The sequence below is a fragment of the Allobosea sp. CCNWLY174 genome (assembly GCF_037120455.1).
In the GTDB taxonomy this organism is placed as follows: domain Bacteria; phylum Pseudomonadota; class Alphaproteobacteria; order Rhizobiales; family Beijerinckiaceae; genus Allobosea; species Allobosea lupini.
Genome location: NZ_JBBBBQ010000003.1, coordinates 25,467 through 45,252, shown reverse-complemented (window position 1 = coordinate 45,252; position 19,786 = coordinate 25,467). Strand labels below are relative to the sequence as shown.

Below are 19,786 nucleotides of genomic sequence, written 5' to 3'. Positions count from 1 at the left end.
ACCTTGGCCGCGCCCCGGCGAAATTGTCAACCCGCCGGCATATTCGCCTCATCCTGCCGCGGCAGCCGGCCTGAGGAGTGGCCCTGCGGCAGCAGGACCGGCCGGAAGGCAAAGCTGCGCCGCGTCGCCCGCAAGGGCGCGCGCCGGTAGAACTGCTTGGTCGCGTCGATGACGTAGACGCCGGCGAAGGGCAGCGACAGGCCGCCGCCGACCTTCTCCCAGGCCATGGCCGAGCGCATGAACAGGCGCCGGCGCAGCGGCGGCACATAGAGCGCCTCGGCCCAGTGCTCGGGCGAGAACATGGCCCGGCGCATCAGGGCCTCGATCTGCGACCGGCTGAACGGCCGGCCATGGCCGAAGGGCGTCGTATCCATCCGCGCCCACAGGCCGCGCCGGTTCGGCACGACGACGATCAGCCGCCCGCCCGGGCTCAGCACCCGCGAAATCTCTTCCAGCAGATCCTCGGGGCTTTCGGTTTCCTCCAGCGCGTGGACCAGCAGCACCCGGTCGACCGAGGCGGTCGGCAGCGGCAGCAGCGTCGGCTCGACCAGAGCGGAAGCGGAAAGGCCAGGCGAAGGCCAGTTCACCACACCCTGGGCGGCCGGCATGAAAGCGATGGCACGCTCGGCCTCGCCGCCGAGCAGCGGCAGATAGGGCGTCGCGAAGCCCAGCCCCAGCAGGCGCTGGCGCCGGCAATCCGGCCAGAGCCTCAGCATGACCCGGCCGACGGTCCGCCGCGCCACATGCCCGAGCGGGCTGGCGTAGAAGCTGCGCAGGTCGACGACATCCAGGGCCATGCCGACGGAGATGGCTCAGCGGGGCCGGGAGTGCAAGGGTAGACGGCAGTCGGCAATCGGCAGTAGGCAGTCCCCAGCCTGACTTGATAGGTTGCCGCCTCGATCCGCGCCGGCTCGGATTCCCCGATTGCCGACTGCTTGTTGCCGACTGCCGGAGCTTCCCATGCCGCTCGACATCCATGTCTTCCGCACGCTCAGCGACAATGCCGGCGCGCTGCTGCGCGACCCCGCCACCGGCACCTGCGCCACCGTCGATGTTCCCGATGCGAACGAGGTGCTCGCCGCCGCCAAGACCAGGGGCTGGGCGATCAGCCAGGTGTTGGTCACGCATGAGCATGCCGACCACGTCCAGGGCATCGCCGCGCTGAAGCAGGCGACCGGCGCCAAGGTGTTCGCACCGGAAGCCGCGCGCGCCGGCGCGCCCGTCGACGTCGTCCTCGGCGAAGGCGACCGCGTCTCGGTCGGCGGCTACGACTTCGAGACCTGGGCGACGCCCGGCCATGCCGACGGGCATGTCAGCTTCATCGGCGAAAGCGCCAAGCTCGCCCTCGTCGGCGATGTCGTCTTCGTCATGGGCTGCGGCCGCGTCATGCCCGGCAAGATGGAAGCGATGTGGACCTCGCTCTCGCGCATCATGACGCTGCCGGACGCGACCACGCTGATCACCGGCCATGACTACACGCTCTCGAATGCCCGCTTCGCCGCGGCCATGGACCCGAGCAACGCCGCCGTTGCCGCTCGCCTCGCCGAGGCCGAGGCGGCGAAGGCCGAGGGACGCTTCTGGGCGGTGACCACGATCGGCGAGGAGCGGGCGACCAACCCCTTCTTCCGCGCCGAGGAGCCGGCGCTCGCTGCGACGCTCGGCATCGTCGGCAAGCCGGCGGGCGAGATCTTCGCCGCGCTGCGCGAGGCCAAGAACAAATTTTGAGAACAGGTTCTGAAGTCAAATGAACACGCTGAGCGGCCTCAGCGCCGCCGAGGTCATCCGCCTGCTGGAGCTGAAGCCCCATCCCGAGGGCGGGCACTATCGCGAGACCTTCCGCGATCCCGCCGGTCCGGAGGGCCGCGGCTTCTCGACCGCGATCTACTATCTGCTCGATGTCGGCGAGACCTCGGAATGGCATCGCGTGGATGCCGCCGAGATCTGGCACCACTATGCCGGCGCCCCGATGGTCATCACGCTCTCGCCTAACGGCCACGACGCCTCGGCCCACCATCTCGGCAAGGACCTTGCGGCCGGCCAGCGCCCGCAGATCGTCGTGCCGGCCGGGCACTGGCAGAGCGCGACCTCGCTCGGCGCCTGGACGCTGGTCGGCTGCACGGTCGCGCCGGGCTTTGCCTTTTCCGGCTTCGAGATGGCCCCGCCGGACTGGCGCCCGACGCCGCGCCCGGCCGGAGGCTGACCATGGACAAAACTGTCATCGATACGGCGCTGGTCAGCGCCTGCGAGACCCGGATCGTCAATGCCTGGCCGGCGCCGACGACGCTCGTCGTCGACCAATGGGTGGTGCGCTTCGCCAACGGCTATTCCGGCCGCGCCAACTCGGCCTCCTCGCTGCGCGAGGGCGGCGACATGGACGAGACGACGCTGGCCTTCGTCGAGGGTCTCTATCGCCAGGCCGGCCTGCCGCCGCGCATCCGCTTCACCCCGCTGGTCGCCGAGAGCGCCCGCCGACGCTTCGCGGAGCGCGGCTATCGCATCGAGACCGCCTCCTTCGGCATGGTCGCCGAGCTCGATCCCAATCGGCATCCGCCTGCCCCTGGCATGCTGACGACCGCACAGGCGGAGGATGCCTGGATCGATGGCGTCTGCGCTCACCAGACCGGCGCGAAGCGCAACCGCGAGCATCTCGCCGCGATCGTCTCCGGCGTACGCGTGCCAGCCGCCTTCGCGACGCTGCTGCATGAGGGGCGCCCGGCCGCCTATGCGATGAGTGTCGCCGAGCGCGGCATGGCCGAGATCGGCGCGGTGATCGTCGACGAAGCCCTGCGAAGCAAGGGCCTCGGCAAGCAGATGATGCTCGGGCTGATGGGCTGGGCGGCAGCGCAGGGCTGCAGCCAGGCCTATCTCCAGGTCGACCAGAGCAACGGCCTCGCCTTCGAGATGTACAAGCGGCTGGGCTTCCGCACGGTCTACGCCTACGAGACGCGGATGCTCGACACCTGACCTAGCCGCCGGTGGCCTTCGGCTCGGTGCTTCGTTCCGCTGGCCCGAAGCTCGCGACCAGCGCGCCGACGACGATCAGCACGCAGGAGATGGCCAGCAGCCAGCTCGCGGCCGCATAGCCGGCGATGACCAGGACAACGGTCGAGAGCACCGGCGCCGCATAGGAGGCGACGCCGAGGAAAGCGACGTCGCCCTTCTTCATGCCGATGTCCCAGCAGATGAAGGCGAGCCCGATCGAGCCGAGACCGAGGCCGAGCACGCCGCCCCATTCGACGGCGTTTGGCGTCCACAAGGTCGCCTCGAAGGCGAGATGGCAGGCGAAGGCCGGAATCGCGCAGCCGAGCATGGTGATGGCCAGGCTCTCCGACGGTACCCCGGCGAAGCGCCGTGACAGCACCGAATAGCTCGCCCAGACGAAGGCCCCGAGCGCCGCCAGCACATGGCCGAGCCGGATGCCGGCGCCGCCCGAGCCGAGGCTGCCGGAGATCAGCAGTGCGGTGGCGACGAGGCCGATCAGCGCCCCGACCAGATGGCGCACCTTGAGCCCCCCGCCCGGCAGAAGCGCCGCGAACAGCACGATCAGCAGCGGCCAGAGATAATGAATCAGGTTGGCTTCGGCCGCCGGCGCCGTCTTCACCGCGGCATAGTAGAGCGCGGTGTCGCCGAACGGCCCGTAGAGCCCGAGCAGGAAGGAGGCCGGGGTCGGCCACGCCAGATGCAGGCGCCCCCGCAGCGCCGCGATCGCCAGCACGAGCACGCCGCCGATGACGAAGGTCATGCCGACGAGCTGGAAGGGCGGCACCCGCCCGGACATGGCGGTGAATAGTGCCAAAGTCGACCAGAGCAGGATGGCGATGGCGCCGGTTGCGGTGGCGGTATGGGAGGTCATGGGAACGGGCTTCGGCGTGACGACTGGAGACCCGTTAAGGGTTGCGCCGCGTCCCCGCCAGCCCGTTCGGTCTTCACGACAAAGCCGGGACCCGATTCCTATGCAAAAAACCACCGATCAGCCGCCGCAGCGGCCGACCGGCAGTTTGATGGGGCAGGTGGAGGCTGAAAGTTCAGCCCCCGCCCCGCTTCAGCCCTTGATGAACGCGAGCAGGTCGGCGTTGATCACGTCGGGATGGGTGGTGCACATGCCGTGCGGCAGGCCGGCATAGGTCTTCAGCGTGCCGTTCTTCAGCAGCTTGACCGACAGCGGAGCGGAGTCGGCATAGGGGACGATCTGGTCGTCGTCGCCATGCATCACCAGCACCGGCACCTCAATCGCCTTCAGGTCCTCGGTGAAATCGGTCTCCGAGAAGGCCTTGATGCAGTCGTAATGCGCCTTGGCGCCGCCCATCATGCCCTGCCGCCACCAGTTGTCGATGACGCCCTGCGAAACCTTGGCGCCCTCACGGTTGAAGCCGTAGAACGGGCCGGTCGGGATATCGACATAGAACTGGGCGCGGTTGGCGACGAGCGCAGTGCGGAAGCCGTCGAAAACCTCGATCGGCAGGCCGCCCGGATTCTTCTCGGACTTGACCATGACCGGTGGCACCGCGCCGATCAGCACCGCCTTGGCGACACGGCCGGGCTCGGCGCGGGCGACATAATGAGCGACCTCGCCACCGCCGGTGGAATGGCCGATATGGACGGCGTTCTTGAGGTTCAGATGCGCGGCGAGCTCGGCGACATCGGCGGCATAGGTGTCCATCTCGTTGCCGGTCGCGGTCTGGCTGGAGCGGCCATGGCCGCGGCGGTCATGCGCGATCACCCGGAAGCCTTGATGCAGGAAGAACAGCATCTGGTTGTCCCAGTCGTCGGCGCTGAGCGGCCAGCCATGGTGGAAGACGATCGGCTGCGCCTCCTTCGGGCCCCAGTCCTTGTAGAAGATCTCGGTGCCGTCCTTGGTGGTGATCGTGCTCATCTGCCTTCTCCTTCGGCTTTCCGGGCGGCCGGATCGTCGCCCTTCGATGTGGACGGTTATAGGCGGGGCGTTGCATGCTGCCGCTTGGCGGAAGCGACAATCAACGAGGCAAAACTGACAACATGACGACAGGCAAACAGATTGTCGCAGAGATCGGGCTCCTGCTCTATCCGGATGTGCAGCTCGCGGCCGTCTACGGCCTGACCGACCTGTTCCGGATCGCCGGCGAGATGAGCCAAGAGCGCGGCGGACCGGATGCGCCCGTCATCCGCGTCAGCCATTGGCGCCAGGCGGCGGACGGCGCCGGTGTGGAATGCGTCTTCGACAGCCATCCCGGCCCATTGCACGATCCCAGCCATCTGATCGCGCCGCCAAGCCTGATCATGCCGGCGAGGATGCAACCGATGAACGGTCTCACCAGCTGGCTGGCCGAGCGCCATGGCGAGGGTGCGACACTGTGCTCGGTCTGCGCCGGCGCCTTCCTGCTCGGCGAGGCCGGCCTGCTGGAAGGCCGCGAGGCGACAACGCATTGGGCCTTCGCCAAGGAGCTGGCGGCGCGCTTTCCGGCGGCGAAGGTCGATACCGACCGCATGGTGATCGACGATGGCGACCTCATCACCGCTGGCGGCATCCTGGCCTGGACCGATCTCGGCCTGACGCTGGTCGAGCGCCTGCTCGGACCGAGCGTGATGCTGGAGACCGCACGCTTCCTGCTGGTCGACCCGCCCGGACGCACGCAGCAGCCCTATGGACATTTCGTGCCGCGGCTCGACCATGGCGACGCGGCGATCCTCAAAGTGCAGCACTGGCTGCAGGCGAGCGGCGCCAGGGACCACGACGTGCCGGCGCTGGCGAAGCGGGCCGGGCTGGAGGAACGCACCTTCCTGCGCCGCTTCCGCAAAGCGACAGGCCTGCGCCCGACCGAATATGCCCAGCAGGTCCGCATCGCCAAGGCGCGCGAAGCGCTGGAGCTGAGCCGCCGTCCGGTGGCGCAGATCGCCTGGGATGTCGGCTATGAGGACGCCTCGGCCTTCCGCAAGCTGTTCCAGCGCATCACCGGGCTCGCCCCCGCCGATTACCGCCGCCGCTTCGGCGTCGCCGTCGCCTGAACGGGCGGCTACGCGCGAAGCGCTGCGCGGACGCGGTCTCCCAGCGTCCGCAACCGCTCCACCGGCTCGTTGGCATGGACGAAGCGGATACATTTGCGCGCCATGCGTCTCGCCCCAGCCGTCACCGCGCCGCCGCGATCGCCAGCACGAAGACGCCTCCGATGACGAAGGTCATGCCGAGGAGCTGGACAGGCGGCACCCGCCCCGACATCGCGCTATCGCGACATCCGCCTCAGCTGGGAAGCGCCAGCCGCAGGTAGTTCTCACCGAGAATACCCCGGATCTCCTCTGCCCCGAAGCCTTCCGCTTCTAGCGCAGCCACGAGATCGCCGAACTGCTCGGGCTGGAAGAAATCCCAGGGCGGCTCCGGATAGCCGCGCGGCCAGCGACCCTTCGCGGCATGGTAGAATCCGTAGTCGCTGCCTGCGAGGAACATGAAGTCGAGCCCGAGGCCGATCCGGTCAGGTCCAGCGAGCGCGGCGATATGCGCAAGGTGCCGCGCCATCGCCTGGGGAATCTGCGGCCCGGCCACGCCGAGGAACATGCCGACACCGTTGACGCCGATATAGCCGCCTCGGACGGCGCAGGCCCTGATCTGCTCGTCGCTGACGTTGCGCTCGTGGTCGAACAGCGCGCGCGCATTGGAATGGGAGAAGATCGGCGGCGCGGCGAGGTCGAGCTCCAGCGCATCGAGGCTCGTCTGCACCCCGCAATGGCTGAGGTCGACGCGCATGCCGCAGGCGTCCATGCGCGCGATCAGTCGCCGCCCCAGCGTTGAAAGCCCGCCATTGCGCGGCTCGTGGCAGCCGTCGGCGAAGGGATTGGCCTCGTTATAGGCCAGGATGGCGCGGTCAATGCCGGCGGCGCGGAAGGCCTCGACCAGATCGAGATCGGGCGCGAACGGCGTCGCCGACTGGAAATGGAAGGAGACCGAGAGCCGCCCCTGCGCTTTCGCCTGCCTGATCGAGGCCGCGTCCACGGCGATCGTCAGCCAGTCGCCCGCCGCCGCGATCTCGCGGCGCAGGAAGCCGAGCCGGGCCGCCGCCTCCACCGGCCCGTCCGCCCCGGCGGCCGCAGTGAGCGAGATGTGGTCGCAGCCCTGCGCCCGAAAGCGCGCCAGCTGCTCGCCGAGCCTTGCCCCAGGCGGCAGGAAAGCTTTCGCCCAGGGCAGCAGCCCGTCGCAGACGATCGCGTCCGCAAGGTCCGGCCGCGTCTTGCGCCACTCCGCCATCACCTCACCCCTTCACAGATCGAGAGCCGCGCGAACACGGGCGCCGAGCGCGCGCAGGCGCCGGGTCGGCTCGTTGGCGTAGACGAAGCGGATATACTGGCCGCCATGCGTCTCGCCCCAGCCGGCCATGGCGGTGGCGCAAACGCCCTGCTCCAGCAGCCGTTCCGACATGGCCGCACCGTCCAGCCCGAAATCCGAGACGCGCAGCAGCAGCGACCAGCCGCCGCCGGGGACGCCGACCGGCAGGCCGCGCAGCTCCTCGAGCACGCAATCGCGCCGAGCCTGCAGTTCGTCGACATAAGGCGCCAGCGTCGTCGCCGAATTCTCCAGCGCAGTCGCGACCGCGTCCTGGCCGATGCCGACCGGCACCACGACATTGGCGAGCGAGACGGCGACGAGATCCGGCATGAAGGCATCCGGGGCGACGATCCAGCCGACGCGCCAGCCGATCATCCGCAGTTCCTTGGCCGAAGAGCCGACCGTGACCGTCCGCTCCGCCATGCCGGGCAGTCCGGCCGGATGCAGCACCGGCCGGCCATCGAAGACCAGCCGCTCCATCGCGGTATCGACGATCAGCAGCAGGTCATGCGCGACGCAGAGTTCGGCGACGACGGCCCAGTCGGCGGCGTCCAGGCAGCCGCCGGAGGGCATCGAGGGCGACATCAGCAGCATCGCCGTGGTCTTCGGCCCGATGCTGGCGCGCAGCGCCGCGCGATCGAGCCGCCACTCGCCGCCCGGCTCGAAGACGAAGGACACGAAGCGCGGCACCCCGCCCGCAAGGCGCACCCGGTTGATCAACCCGGCATAGGTCGGATCGGTGACGATCACTTCGTCGCCGACCTCGATCGTCGCCAACAGGACGTTGAGGATGCCGGAGAGGCCGCCGGCCGAGATCACGCAGTTGCGCTCGCCGCTATAGCTCACCCCGGAGATCGCCGAGACGTGGCGGGCTGCGATATCGCGCAGGCGCGCCTGGCCGATGAAGGGCAGATAGCTGTTGTCGGCATCCTCGGTCGCGGCGTGCACCGTGCGCGCGATCGCCTCGGGGGCCGGCAGGATGTCGGTGTCGAGATTCTCCAGGCGCAGGAAATCCTTGCCGGAGGCGTCGGCGATCGATCCCATACCGTCGACGCCGATTCCGGCGATATGATGCAGGCGGGCTGGACGAGAGCGTGTCATCGTGAAACCTCATTTCATATATTATCTATGAAAACATGTGTGCCATGAGCTTTCAAGACGAAAGCGAGGCCGGCGCCTCGCTGACCAGCCGCATCGCCAGAAGCCTCGCGCAGCGCATCCTCACCGGAGCACTGGCACCGGGAACCGCCGTGCGGCAGGACCATGTCGCGGCCGAGTTCGGCGCCAGCCACGTGCCGGTGCGCGAGGCCTTCCGCACGCTGGAGGCGCAGGGCCTGCTCGTCAGCGAGCCGCGCCGCGGCGTGCGCGTCGCCCCGCTGGAACCGGGGCTGGTGCTGGAGGTGACGGCGATGCGTGCCGCACTCGAGGCTCTCGCGCTACGCCGCGGCTTCCCGAAGCTCGCCGCAGCCGATCTGGAGGCGGCCGCGGCGGCCATTGCCGAAGCGGAGGCAAGCGATGCGGCCCTGATCTGGGAGGCAGCCAATCGGCGCTTCCATCACGCCATCACCGCGCCTTGCGGCCTGCCGCGCCTGCTGGCGACGATCGAGGACCTGCAACGGACGAGCGCACGCTTCCTGTTCGCGACCTGGCAGGGCCTAGACTGGCAGCCGCGCTCGGAAGCCGAACACCGGCACATCCTCGCCGAACTGGCGGCGAGGCGGATCGAGCCCGCCGCCCAGGCGCTGGAAGCCCATATCCTCGCAGCCGGCGAAGCGCTCGCGGCGCAATTGCTGGCATCGCCCTGACGCACCTTCGACGCGCACATCTGCGATAGCCGCCATGCAACCTGCGCGGCGTGCGGCGATTGACCGCGCACGCGCGCGGGCGCATGCGTGCGCCATGACCACACTCCCTTTGCCGACCGCCGCCCGCCCTCTGATGCCGGTCCTGGCGGCGCTCAGCGTCGCCCATCTGCTCAACGACTTGATCCAGTCGATGATCCCGGCGGTCTACCCGCTGATCAAGGAGACGTATCAGCTCGACTTCGTGCAGATCGGCCTGATCACACTCGCCTTCCAGGTGACGTCCTCGCTGCTGCAACCGCTCCTCGGCTATGTCACCGACAAGAAGCCCTGGCCCTATGCGATGGTCGCCGGCATGGGCGCGACCTTGGCCGGCCTGCTTTCGCTGGCCTTCGCCCATAGCTACGGCATGGTGCTGGTCGCCGCCGCCCTGGTCGGCACCGGTTCGGCCGTGTTCCATCCCGAGGCGACCCGCATGGCCCGCCATGCCGCGGCGGGCCGGCAGGGGCTGGCGCAGGGCGTCTTCCAGGTCGGCGGCCATGCCGGCTATGCGATCGGCCCCTTGCTCGCCGCCGCCGTGGTCGTGCCGAACGGCCAGCAGAGCCTGTCCTGGTTCTCCGGCATCGTGCTGGTCGCCATGCTGCTGATGGCCTGGATCGGCTCGCGCTATTCCGCCTTCCGCAAGGAGCAGGTCGCATCCAAGGCGCATGCCGACGATGTCGCCTCGCACGGCATGTCGCGCGGCAAGGTCCTGCTCGCCATGGCCGTGCTGATCGTCATCCTGTTCTCGAAGAACGCCTATACGGCCTCCTTCACCTCCTACTACACCTTCTATCTGATCGAGCGTTTCCAGGTCTCGCTGCAGCTCTCGCAGATCCTGCTCTTCCTCTATCTCGTCGTCGGCGCCGTCGGCGTGATCATCGGCGGCATGATCGGCGACCGGATCGGCCGACACCGCGTGATCTGGCTGTCGATCCTCGGCTGCCTGCCCTTCGCGCTCGCTTTGCCCTATGCCGACCTCGTCTGGACCGCGATCCTCAGCGTGATCATCAGCTTCATCATGGCGAGTGCCTTTTCGGCGATCCTGATCTACGCGATCGACCTGGTGCCGCACCGCGTCGGCCTGGTCGGCGGGCTGTTCTACGGCCTCGCCTTCGGCCTCGGCGGCCTCGCTGCCGCCGCGCTCGGCGCGCTCGCCGACAGGATCGGCATCATCCAGGTCTTCTGGCTCTGCGCCTGGCTGCCGGCCTTCGGCCTGCTCACCTTCCTGCTCCCGAAGGAAGCGCGGCGCTGAGGCCTCGCAGAATGAAAAAAGGGCGGAGCCGACCCGCTCCGCCCTTCTCGTCTCGGGGCTGCTGATCGACCCTAAGCCAGGTACTGGCCGCCATTGGCGGAGAGCGTCGAGCCGGTGATGAAGCCGGCATCGTCGCTGGCCAGGAACACCACCGCGCGCGCGATCTCGCCGGGCTCGCCGAGGCGCCCGACCGGGATATGCGGCAGGATCGACTTCTCGATCACGGCCGGATCGATCGCCTTGACCATCTCGGTCGCGATATAGCCGGGGCAGATCGCATTCACCGTGATCCCGGCCCGCGCGCCCTCCTGCGCCAGCGCCTTGACGAAGCCGATGTCGCCGGCCTTGGCGGCGGAATAGTTGACCTGGCCCATCTGGCCCTTCTGGCCGTTGATCGACGAAATGCAGATGACGCGGCCGAACTTGCGGGCGCGCATGCCTTCCCAGACCGGGCGGGTCATGTTGAAGAGCGAGTTGAGGTTGGTGTTGATGACCGCGTCCCACTGTTCCTTGGTCATCTTGTGGAACATGCCGTCGCGGGTGATGCCGGCATTGTTGACGAGCACGTCGACCGGCCCGAGTTCGGCCTCGACCTTGGCGATCCCCGCGACGCAGGCGTCATAGTCCGAGACGTCCCATTTATAGGTCTTGATGCCGGTCTCGGCGGTGAACTTGGCCGCCGCCTCGTCATTGCCGGCATAGCTTGCCGCCACGGTGTAGCCGGCCGCCTGCAAGCCCTTCGAAATCGCCTCCCCGATGCCACGGGACCCGCCCGTCACCAGTGCAACCTTAGCCATCGTCGTCTTCTCCCCTCTTGGACGCGGCTATGCGGCCGCGTTATTCTTTGCTGAGATCGAGACCGGGCTCGTAAGCCCGGTCGACATCCTTGATGATCGCCTGCGCGCAGATCACTCGCCCCGACTTCTCGTCATAGGTCAGGGTCGGGTGCCCGTAGAGGACCCAGCCGCGGCTCAGCGCGTCCGAGACCCGATGACAGAAAGAGGCGTCATCGGGACCGGTGAGATAGCGATAGAGCGTGGTCTGCTTCGGCATGACGGAGAACTGCTCAGCGCTCCACCGCCAGGGCGATGCCCATGCCCCCGCCGATGCACAGCGTGGCGAGGCCCTTCTTGGCGTCGCGCTTCGCCATTTCGTGCAGCAGCGTCACCAGCACGCGCGCGCCGGAAGCGCCGATCGGATGGCCGATCGCGATCGCCCCGCCATTGACGTTGACGATGTCGGGGTTCCAGCCGAGGTCCTTGTTCACCGCCAGCGCCTGCGCCGCGAAGGCCTCGTTGGCCTCGACGAGGTCGAGATCGCCGACCTTCCAGCCAGCCTTCTCCAGCGCCTTGCGCGTGGCCGGGATCGGGCCCGAACCCATGATCGCCGGATCGACGCCGGCGGTCGCCCAGGAGGCGATACGGGCCAGCGGGGTCAAGCCGCGCTTGCTCGCTTCCTTTTCCGTCATCAGCACCAGCGCGGCAGCACCGTCATTGAGGCCCGAGGCGTTGCCGGCGGTCACCGTGCCGTCCTTCGAGAAGGCCGGCTTCAGCTTGGCCATCGCCTCGAGTGTCGCGCCGTCGCGGATGTATTCATCCGTGTCGACGACGATATCGCCCTTGCGCGTCGAGATCGTGATCGGCGCGATCTCGTCCTTGAAGCGACCGGCCTTGCGGGCGGCTTCTGCCTTGTTCTGCGAGCCGACGGCGAAGCGATCCTGCTCCTCGCGGCTGATCTGCCATTTGGCCGCGACGTTCTCCGCCGTGGTGCCCATGTGATAGCCATGGAAGATGTCCCAGAGGCCGTCCTTGATCATCGTGTCGATGAACTTGACGTCGCCCATCTTGGTGCCGGCGCGCATATGCGAGGCGTGCGCCGAAAGCGACATCGATTCCTGGCCGCCGGCTACGATGATGCTGGCATCGCCATTGGCGATCTGCTGCATGCCGATCGCCACCGCCCGCAGGCCCGAACCGCAGACCTGATTGAGGCCCCAGGCCGTCGAGCCCTGCGGCACGCCGGCGTCGACGGCTGCCTTGCGGGCCGGGTTCTGGCCCTGCGCCGCCGTCAGCACCTGGCCGAGGATGACCTCGTCGACCTCGCCGGCATCGACCTTGGCACGCTTCAGCACGTCCTTGATCACCGCCGAGCCGAGATCGTGAGCCGGCGTATTGGCAAAGGCGCCGTTGAAGGAGCCGATCGCCGTGCGCGCTGCGCCGACGATCACGATGTCATTCTCAGCCATGGGGCTCTTCCTCCGGTTCGCTCGCCGGCCAGGCGGCGCAGCGGCATGTCTTCCACACCTTCGAAGGGCGAAACGACGCCGTCAAGCGGGCTGAGTAGCCAAGCTCATCTTCGAGGCAGACTCGGCATGATCTCGCGGCGCGCTCAAAAAACTTGCAGCAGGCAGCCGAAGAGTTATCGTTCCTTCCGGGACCGTTCTCCGGCCTTGCCCGATCCCTCGGGCTTGTCCGCAACTAGCCGTGTGGGGTCGATGGCCAGCGACAAAGAACCGACTGTCATCAAGAAATACGCCAATCGCCGGCTATACCACACGGGTACGAGCTCCTATGTGACGCTGGAGGATCTGGCCGGTCTGGTGCGCAAGGGCGAGGATTTCGTCGTCTACGACGCCAAGAGCGGCGAGGATATCACCCGCTCGGTGCTGGCCCAGATCATCTTCGACGAAGAGAGCAAGGACGGGCAGAACCTCTTGCCCATCACCTTCCTGCGCCAGCTGATCCGCTTCTATGGCGACAGCATGCAGGCCCTGGTGCCACGCTATCTCGAATTCTCGATGGATAATCTGACGCAGGACCAGAACAAGATCCGCGAGCAGATGAGCAAGGCCTTCGGCACGGGCGCGATAGATGCGCTCCAGGCCCAGACGCGCGCCAATATGCAGATGTTCACGGAGGCCTTCCGCCTGTTCAACCCTTTCGCGGCGGCTGCCGCAGCGAAAGGCCGGGGCGAAGCGCCGGCCCAGGGCGAGACCGGCGAGCTCGGCGATCTCAAGCGCGAGCTCAACGAAATGCGCGAACGGCTCGACAAGCTCGCCAAGGACAAGTGAGCGGCCATTCCAGCCGGAGCTGATCGCCCGCGCTATCAGCCCGCCACGCGCAGTGGCGGGCCATCATGCGTTTCGTCCGGCAGGCTCAGCTCGGCCTTGCCGACCAGGTGTCCCTGCAGATAGGTGACGCCCCAATCGCACAGCATCGAAGCCTGCAGCTCGTCGTCGACCCATTCGGCCACGGTCTCGACGCCGAGATGATGCGCCAGCTCGAGCAGGGTGCGCACGAAGAAGCGATCATCGGTCGAACGCCGCAGGTTCTGCGTGAAGGCGCCGTCGAGCTTGAGGATGTCGATCGGAAAGGCGCGCAGATGCCGCAGCGAGGTGTGGCCTGCGCCGAAATCGTCGATCGCCACCCGGGCACCGCGCTGCTTGATCCTAACCAAGAGCCTGGCCATCCGCTCGGGATCTTCGATCGTCGCCGTCTCGGTGACCTCGACGATCAGGCGCTTTGCCGCGCCAGGGTTCGCCCCGGCGCTCGCCTCGAACCCCTCGATCCAGTCGGCGTCCGCCAGGGTGCGCGGCGAGACGTTGATCGACAGCACCGCGTCTTGCCGGTCCGTCAGATGCGTCATGGCGAGCTCGAGCACGCGATGGTCGAACAGGTTCACCAGGCCCCGCCTTTCGAGCAGGGGCACCAGCTCGGCCGCGGCCAGGAAGCCGCCCTGCGGACGCTCGACCCGCAGCAGCGCCTCGTGGAAGGCCGGAATGCGGCCCTTCGCCGTCACCACCGGCTGGAGGGCCAGCCGCACCCTGCGCTCGTTCAGCGCGGCAACGGCTTCGAGGTCGAGCCGCGGCGCGCCGCCGCCGCCCTCGGCCACAACCGGCCGGCGCGCGATCACCGCATTGTCGAGCCCCGCCGCTTCGGCGCCTGAGAGCGCACTTTCGGCCGCCTTGACCAGCGTCGCGCCTTCGCGGGCCAGGTCCGGGGCGATCGCGGCGCCGACGCGCAGCCTGACCAGCGCAATCCCGCGCGAGCTTTCGACCGCCGAGCGGGCAACAGCCTTGATGAAGCGCTCCGCCGCCGCCTCGATCTGGTTTGCCGGGCAGCTGCTGAGCAGGATGGCGAAGCGATTGCCGGAATAGTGCATGAGCTGGTCGCGTCGGCGCATCACCGAATGCAGGCGCTGACGCACCTCTTCGATGATCTCCTCGGTGCCCTCATGGCCGAACTCGCCATTGAGGCGCGCGAGCTCGCCGATCGCCGCGACCAGCACGACGACCGAGCGGTCCGCCGGCAGATGCTCTGCCAGGGCCTCGTCGACGCGCTCGACCAGCGCATTGCGATCGCAGAGATCGGCGTCGGTCGCGGTCAGCTCCTCCGGCCGCACCGCCCGCTCCAGCCTGAGCACGCCGCGTGCGCGGCTTGGGCGGCCGTCGATCCCGACGAACCAGCGCCCGGCATCCTCGATCCACATCTTGCGCCCGGCAAGATCGGCGGCGTAGCGCGTGCGATAGACCGCACCGTCGCCGAGATCATGCCCGCCCGAGGAGAAGATCGCATCGTAGCGGCTGCGCCCGCTCCCGGGCTCGACCAGCCCGGCGAAGGATAGGCCGCGCTGCAGCACGGCGAGTGGAACAGGGCCGAGCACCTCGGCCGCATTCGGGCCCCAGCTCAACGTGTCGCTGCCGATATCCCAGCTGTAAGCCACTTCGCCTATCGATGAGAGCAGGCTGCGCGGCTCGACGATCCTCTCGTCGCGGGAACCGAACAGGGACGGCGCAGACATGGTGCGGCTGCCTCGGACGACGGGTTGGAGAGCCGCCCCGTCCTGATTGCGGAATGGCGGGAAACTGTCCCGAAACGATGCAGGAGGCTGCGTTAACGGCCGGTTAAGGCCGGCGCCCGGATTGCAAGGATTCGCTCCCGAACCCCCAGATGTTCCGGAGCGGCACGATGATCGAGACAGGACAGCCCGAAACGGCCTCCTTCACGGAGCAGGAAGCCCCCACACCGAGTGTTCCCGCGGCCTTTCTCGTCCAGCTCGCCGCGAGCCAGGCTGGGATCGGCCCCTTCGCCCGCCGCGACCGCGAGACGCCTTTCATCGGCGCCCGCCGCTATTATGAGGGAATGGCGCAGCGCCGCCCGCCGCACCGGCTCCTCCACTCGGCCTGACGCATAAACGCAAAAAGGCCGGCCTTTCGGCCGGCGCTCTTGGGTCTCGAAGACTGGGGCCGCAGGGCCCCGCCATATCAGGCCTCGGTCTTGGCCTTCAGCACCTGACGGCCGCGATACATGCCGGACTTCAGGTCGATATGATGCGGACGGCGCAGCTCGCCCGAGTTCTTGTCTTCGATATAGGTAGGCTGCTTCAGCGCGTCGGCCGAGCGGCGCATGCCGCGCTTCGACGGCGAAGTCTTTCTCTTCGGAACGGCCATCGGTACTCTCCATCATGCCTTCGCGCGAGGCGGGGCATTTCACCCGCACCACTGTCGCGACGACGTCACATTCGTGATGAGGGCTGGCCTTTACACGCTCGCGCGGGCTCTGGCTAGACCATGCTGCGGAAAAAGTGGCGCTTGTGCGCTGGCACCGGCCGGAAGCGCACAGTTTCCAAGCGGCCCGAGCTGGTTCATCCGCCTTTGCACGCGGCCGGCGGCCGCCAGCAACGCCCGGCTCGGCCGCGACGGGTCGCGCAGGATCGGGTTCGGCAGGGCTCCGGCGAGCCTGGCGGCCTCCGCCGGCGTCAGGCGCGAGGCGGGCTTGCCAAAATGGCGCTGGGACGCCGCTTCCGCCCCGAAGACGCCCTCGCCCCATTCGGCGATGTTGAGATAGACCTCGATCACCCGCCGCTTCGGCCAAGCGAAGTCGATCGCCAGCGCCATCGGCAGCTCCAGCCCCTTGCGCAGATAGGAGCGGCCGGGCCAGAGGAAGAGGTTCTTGGCGGTCTGCATCGTCAGCGTCGAGGCGCCGCGGCTGGGCCCATCCTCGTCCTGCAGCACGGCGTTGAGCTCGCCCCAGTCGACGCCGGCATGCGAGCAGAAGCGCTGGTCCTCGGAGGCGATCACGGCACGGATCAGATGGGGCGAGATCTGCGACAGCGGCACCCAGTCGCGCTCCACCGTGCGGAAGGTCAGCCAGCGGCCGAGCATCAACGTCGAAGGCGGCGGTACGAAACGGTAGAGCAGCAGCAGGGCGGCGAAAACGATCGCCAGCACCAGCGCGAACCGGACCACGACACGGACGATCCGTCCCACGAGGCTCCCGCGTCGTGGAGCTGGATTGTCTGCCATCTGCGTCATGCCCCCACGCTTGACGATTACGGCCGCCTCCGGCAAGCCCCGCGCGCCAAGTCAGCGCCAGATCAGGCTGCCAAACGCGAGAGATGATGATGAGTTCCGTGGAACGGACGGCCCCCGCCCCGGCTCTGGCCAGCGCCTTGTCGAAGACGGCAGCGGCCATCGAAACGCTGCTCGACGCGCTGCTGCGGAACGAGCTCGAGGCCGGCGAGATCCATCGCCCCGCCCGGCTCCTCGCCGCGATGCGCCATGGCGCGCTGGGCGGCGGCAAGCGCCTGCGGCCTTTCCTCGTCGTCGAGACGGCTGGGCTTTTCGGCGTCCCCGCCGAGCAGGCGCTGCGGGCCGGCGCCGCCGTCGAGCTCGCCCATTGCTATTCGCTCGTCCATGACGACCTGCCGGCCATGGACGACGACGACACCCGTCGCGGCCGCCCCACCGTGCACAAGGCCTATGACGAGGCGACCGCGATCCTCGCCGGCGACGGCCTGCTGACGCTCGCCTTCGACGTCATCGCCGATGCGCGGACCCACCCGGACGGAGAGACGCGTGCCGCAATCGTCCTGCTCTTTTCCCGCGCACTCGGCCTTGGCGGCATGGTCGGCGGCCAGATGCTCGATCTTGCCGCCGAGGGACGCTTCGGCGGCGACGGCACCGTAGAGAAGCTCGGCCAGGCCGAGATCCGGCGGATGCAGGCGATGAAGACCGGCGCGCTGCTCGCCGGCAGCGTCCTGATCGGCGCGCGCCTCGGCCAGGCCGACCCAGAGCGGATGGCTGCACTGGAGCGCTACGGCAAGGCGCTGGGGGCGGCCTTCCAGGTCGCCGACGACATCCTCGATATCGAAGCGAGCCCGGAGCAGATGGGCAAGGCGACCGCCAAGGACGACGCGAAGGGCAAGGCGACGCTGGTCACCGCGCTCGGCATCGACGCCGCCAAGCACGAGCGCGACCGGCTGAGCGACGAGGCGATCGCGGCGCTCGCCGGCTTCGGGCCGGAGGCGGCGATGCTGCGCGCCGCGGCGCAGTTCAGCGCGCAGCGCCAGAGCTGATACGTCAGACCGTGACCTGCGTGCCGACCTCGACGACGCGGCCGGTCGGGATCTGGAAGAAGTTGGTGGCGTCGGTCGCGCTCTTGGTCAGGCCGATATAGAGGTTGTCCTGCCAGATCGGCATGCCCGATTGCGGCGAGGCCTTGATCGAGCGGCGCGACAGGAAGAACGAGGTCGACATGATGTCGAACTTGAAGCCCTGCTTGCGCAGGATCGCCAGCCCCTTCGGCACGTTCGGGCTTTCCATGTAGCCGTAGACCATCTCGACGCGCCAGAAATCGTCGGTGATCCGCGAAAGCCTGACGCGCTCGCTCTCGGCGACGCGCGGGGTATCGGCCGAGCGCACGGTCAGGATGACGTTGCGCTCGTGCAGCACCTTGTTGTGCTTGAGGTTGTGCAGCAGCGAGGCCGGGGCCGTCTCGGGATCGCTGGTCAGGAACACCGCCATGCCCTTGACCCGGTAGGGCGGGCTCTTGGTCAGCATGCCGACCAGCTCGAGCAGCGGCACGTCGGTCTTGCGGGTCTTGTCGAACAGGATCTTGGTGCCGCGCACCCAGGTCCACATCAGCAGGACGAGCGCCATGGCGAACAGCACCGGCACATAGCCGCCGCTGAGCAGTTTCAGGAGGTTCGCCGAGAAGAAGGCGACGTCGATGATCAGGAAGGGCAGGATCACGGCGACAGCAGCCGCCAGACCCCAGCGCCAGCCCCGCCAGATCACGATGAAGGCGAGCAGCGAATCGACCAGCATCGCCCCGAACACCGAGATGCCGTAGGCATGCGAGAGGTTGGACGAGGTCTTGAAGGTCCAGACCAGCAGCAGCACGGTGAAGAGCAGCAGGATATTGATGCGCGGGATGTAGATCTGCCCCGAGGTATGCTCGGAGGTGTGGCGGATCTCGAGGCGCGGCAGCAGACCGAGCTGGATCGCCTGACGGGTCAGCGAATAGGCACCGGTGATCACCGCCTGGCTGGCGATGATGGTGGCGAGCGTCGCCATGATCACCAGCGGCAGGATCAGCGCCGGCGGGGCGAGCTTGTAGAACGGATTGTCGATCGCCGTCGGGTCGGACAGGATCAGCGCACCCTGGCCGAGATAGTTCAGCCACAAGGCCGGGAACACCAGAAAGATCCAGGCGCTGCGGATCGGGCCGCGGCCGAAATGGCCCATATCGGCATAGAGCGCCTCGGCCCCGGTCACCGCAAGGCAGACGCTGCCGAGCACGGCGAGCGACAGCCCGGGATGGTCGAAGAAGAAGCGCACGCCGTAATACGGATTGATCGAGGCGAAGACGCCAAGATCGTCGGCGATATGGTAGATGCCGAGCCCGGCCAGCGTCAGGAACCAGATCGTCATGATCGGGCCGAAGAAATTGGCGACCTTGCCGGTGCCGCGGCTCTGCACCAGGAACAGCGCGATCAGGATCACGGATGCGATGGTGATGACGTAGTCGTTCAGAACCGGCGTCACCAGCTTCAGGCCCTCGACCGCCGAGAGCACCGAGATCGCCGGCGTGATCACGGCATCGCCATAGAACAGCGCCGCGCCGGCCATGCCGAGAAAGAGCACGATGCCGCCGCGCGTGCGCCCCAGCGCGCGCTGCGCCAGCGCGACCAGGGTCAGCGTGCCGCCTTCGCCGTTGTTGTCGGCGCGCAGCAGCAGCACGACGTATTTCAGCGTCACCACCACGACGAGCGACCACAGGATCAGCGAGAGCACGCCGATCACCGCCGCGCGCGGCAGCGGGCCCGTCAGGACGACTTCGGCGCCGCCGCCATGCCCGCCGGATGCCGCTCCGGTCGCAGCCAGGATCGTCTCGCGCAAGGCATAGAGCGGGCTGGTGCCGATATCGCCGTAGACGACGCCGAGCGCGCCCAGGGCCAATGCGGCATAGCTTTGCGTGGAGTGGCCGTTGCCGGCCGGCTCGTCGAGCCCGAAGCGATCCCCATCCGGCTTGGCGGCCGGCGGGTGCTGCTGGTCATGACCCATCACGGCGCTCCGCGGGTGCTGCAATGCAGCGAAAGGCCGGGGCCTCTAGCACG

21 protein-coding genes are annotated in these 19,786 nt (G+C 68.1%); 9 read left to right on the top strand and 12 right to left on the bottom strand.

All coding sequences use genetic code 11. The features are described from left to right. Positions 1–26 precede the first annotated feature (26 nt). Positions 27–797 (bottom strand): class I SAM-dependent methyltransferase, encoded by a 771-nt coding sequence (locus tag V7S63_RS11200; RefSeq protein ID WP_336530278.1) that lies wholly within the window; start codon positions 795–797, stop codon positions 27–29. 163 nt (positions 798–960) lie between these two features. On the opposite strand from V7S63_RS11200, the gene gloB reads away from it, so the two are divergent. From gloB to V7S63_RS11185, 3 genes are read left to right on the top strand one after another with little or no spacing between them, the layout of a single operon-like run. Beyond that, the gene (gene gloB, locus V7S63_RS11195; RefSeq protein ID WP_336530277.1) at positions 961–1,725 is read left to right on the top strand and encodes a hydroxyacylglutathione hydrolase; all 765 of its coding nucleotides are present in this window, start codon (positions 961–963) and stop codon (positions 1,723–1,725) included. 19 nt (positions 1,726–1,744) lie between these two features. Beyond that, on the top strand, positions 1,745–2,200 hold the full coding sequence (locus V7S63_RS11190) for a cupin domain-containing protein (protein ID WP_336530276.1): 456 nt from the start codon (positions 1,745–1,747) through the stop codon (positions 2,198–2,200). Positions 2,201–2,202: 2 nt separating this feature from the next. Further along, positions 2,203–2,964 (top strand): GNAT family N-acetyltransferase, encoded by a 762-nt coding sequence (locus V7S63_RS11185; protein ID WP_336530275.1) that lies wholly within the window; start codon positions 2,203–2,205, stop codon positions 2,962–2,964. Position 2,965: 1 nt separating this feature from the next. Here the strand turns inward: V7S63_RS11185 and yddG are convergent, their stop codons facing one another. Both yddG and V7S63_RS11175 read right to left on the bottom strand, forming a co-directional pair. Further along, positions 2,966–3,853: an aromatic amino acid exporter YddG gene (gene yddG / locus V7S63_RS11180; protein WP_336530274.1), complete on the bottom strand. Its 888-nt coding sequence runs from the start codon at positions 3,851–3,853 to the stop codon at positions 2,966–2,968. Positions 3,854–4,042: 189 nt separating this feature from the next. Beyond that, positions 4,043–4,873 (bottom strand): alpha/beta fold hydrolase, encoded by an 831-nt coding sequence (locus V7S63_RS11175; RefSeq protein ID WP_336530273.1) that lies wholly within the window; start codon positions 4,871–4,873, stop codon positions 4,043–4,045. Positions 4,874–4,995: 122 nt separating this feature from the next. On the opposite strand from V7S63_RS11175, the gene V7S63_RS11170 reads away from it, so the two are divergent. Then, entirely contained in the window at positions 4,996–5,982 is a 987-nt protein-coding gene (locus tag V7S63_RS11170) for a GlxA family transcriptional regulator (protein ID WP_336530272.1), read from the top strand. A gap of 232 nt (positions 5,983–6,214) precedes the next feature. Here the strand turns inward: V7S63_RS11170 and V7S63_RS11165 are convergent, their stop codons facing one another. Both V7S63_RS11165 and V7S63_RS11160 read right to left on the bottom strand, forming a co-directional pair. Next, positions 6,215–7,213, bottom strand: coding sequence for a dipeptidase (locus tag V7S63_RS11165; RefSeq protein ID WP_336530271.1), 999 nt, complete (start codon positions 7,211–7,213; stop codon positions 6,215–6,217). A 12-nt stretch (positions 7,214–7,225) separates the two neighbouring features. Beyond that, positions 7,226–8,392, bottom strand: coding sequence for a pyridoxal phosphate-dependent aminotransferase (locus V7S63_RS11160; protein ID WP_336530270.1), 1,167 nt, complete (start codon positions 8,390–8,392; stop codon positions 7,226–7,228). A gap of 44 nt (positions 8,393–8,436) precedes the next feature. Here V7S63_RS11160 and V7S63_RS11155 point away from each other — a divergent pair, with 44 nt between their 5' ends. Both V7S63_RS11155 and V7S63_RS11150 read left to right on the top strand, forming a co-directional pair. After that, the gene (locus tag V7S63_RS11155) at positions 8,437–9,096 is read left to right on the top strand and encodes a GntR family transcriptional regulator (RefSeq protein ID WP_091838181.1); all 660 of its coding nucleotides are present in this window, start codon (positions 8,437–8,439) and stop codon (positions 9,094–9,096) included. Positions 9,097–9,190: 94 nt separating this feature from the next. Next, positions 9,191–10,387 (top strand): MFS transporter, encoded by a 1,197-nt coding sequence (locus V7S63_RS11150; protein ID WP_336530269.1) that lies wholly within the window; start codon positions 9,191–9,193, stop codon positions 10,385–10,387. Positions 10,388–10,458: 71 nt separating this feature from the next. Here V7S63_RS11150 and phbB read toward each other — a convergent pair whose 3' ends face one another. The 3 genes from phbB to V7S63_RS11135 are packed head-to-tail and all read right to left on the bottom strand — an operon-like array spanning position 10,459 to position 12,632. Further along, complete coding sequence (phbB, locus tag V7S63_RS11145; RefSeq protein ID WP_091838185.1) at positions 10,459–11,184, bottom strand: acetoacetyl-CoA reductase; 726 nt, start codon at positions 11,182–11,184, stop codon at positions 10,459–10,461. Between the two features lie 40 nt (positions 11,185–11,224). Next, complete coding sequence (locus tag V7S63_RS11140) at positions 11,225–11,440, bottom strand: DUF1737 domain-containing protein (protein WP_336530268.1); 216 nt, start codon at positions 11,438–11,440, stop codon at positions 11,225–11,227. A 13-nt stretch (positions 11,441–11,453) separates the two neighbouring features. Further along, entirely contained in the window at positions 11,454–12,632 is a 1,179-nt protein-coding gene (locus tag V7S63_RS11135) for an acetyl-CoA C-acetyltransferase (protein WP_336530267.1), read from the bottom strand. Positions 12,633–12,881: 249 nt separating this feature from the next. Between V7S63_RS11135 and phaR the strand changes: the two genes are divergently transcribed. Further along, complete coding sequence (gene phaR / locus V7S63_RS11130) at positions 12,882–13,457, top strand: polyhydroxyalkanoate synthesis repressor PhaR (protein WP_091838193.1); 576 nt, start codon at positions 12,882–12,884, stop codon at positions 13,455–13,457. 35 nt (positions 13,458–13,492) lie between these two features. On the opposite strand, the gene V7S63_RS11125 is transcribed toward phaR, so the two are convergent. Further along, a complete protein-coding gene (locus V7S63_RS11125; RefSeq protein ID WP_336530266.1) occupies positions 13,493–15,187 on the bottom strand; it encodes an EAL domain-containing protein in 1,695 nt (564 codons plus the stop codon). A gap of 167 nt (positions 15,188–15,354) precedes the next feature. On the opposite strand from V7S63_RS11125, the gene V7S63_RS11120 reads away from it, so the two are divergent. After that, a complete protein-coding gene (locus V7S63_RS11120) occupies positions 15,355–15,573 on the top strand; it encodes a hypothetical protein (protein WP_143079743.1) in 219 nt (72 codons plus the stop codon). Between the two features lie 77 nt (positions 15,574–15,650). On the opposite strand, the gene rpmF is transcribed toward V7S63_RS11120, so the two are convergent. Together rpmF and mtgA are read right to left on the bottom strand one after the other, a co-directional pair. After that, the gene (gene rpmF / locus V7S63_RS11115) at positions 15,651–15,836 is read right to left on the bottom strand and encodes a 50S ribosomal protein L32 (protein ID WP_057189713.1); all 186 of its coding nucleotides are present in this window, start codon (positions 15,834–15,836) and stop codon (positions 15,651–15,653) included. Positions 15,837–15,926: 90 nt separating this feature from the next. Further along, complete coding sequence (gene mtgA, locus V7S63_RS11110; protein WP_442896452.1) at positions 15,927–16,655, bottom strand: monofunctional biosynthetic peptidoglycan transglycosylase; 729 nt, start codon at positions 16,653–16,655, stop codon at positions 15,927–15,929. Positions 16,656–16,789: 134 nt separating this feature from the next. On the opposite strand from mtgA, the gene V7S63_RS11105 reads away from it, so the two are divergent. Continuing rightward, a complete protein-coding gene (locus tag V7S63_RS11105) occupies positions 16,790–17,743 on the top strand; it encodes a polyprenyl synthetase family protein (RefSeq protein ID WP_336530265.1) in 954 nt (317 codons plus the stop codon). 4 nt (positions 17,744–17,747) lie between these two features. Here V7S63_RS11105 and V7S63_RS11100 read toward each other — a convergent pair whose 3' ends face one another. Then, a complete protein-coding gene (locus tag V7S63_RS11100; RefSeq protein ID WP_100962534.1) occupies positions 17,748–19,733 on the bottom strand; it encodes a potassium transporter Kup in 1,986 nt (661 codons plus the stop codon). Between the last annotated feature and the right edge of the window lie 53 nt (positions 19,734–19,786).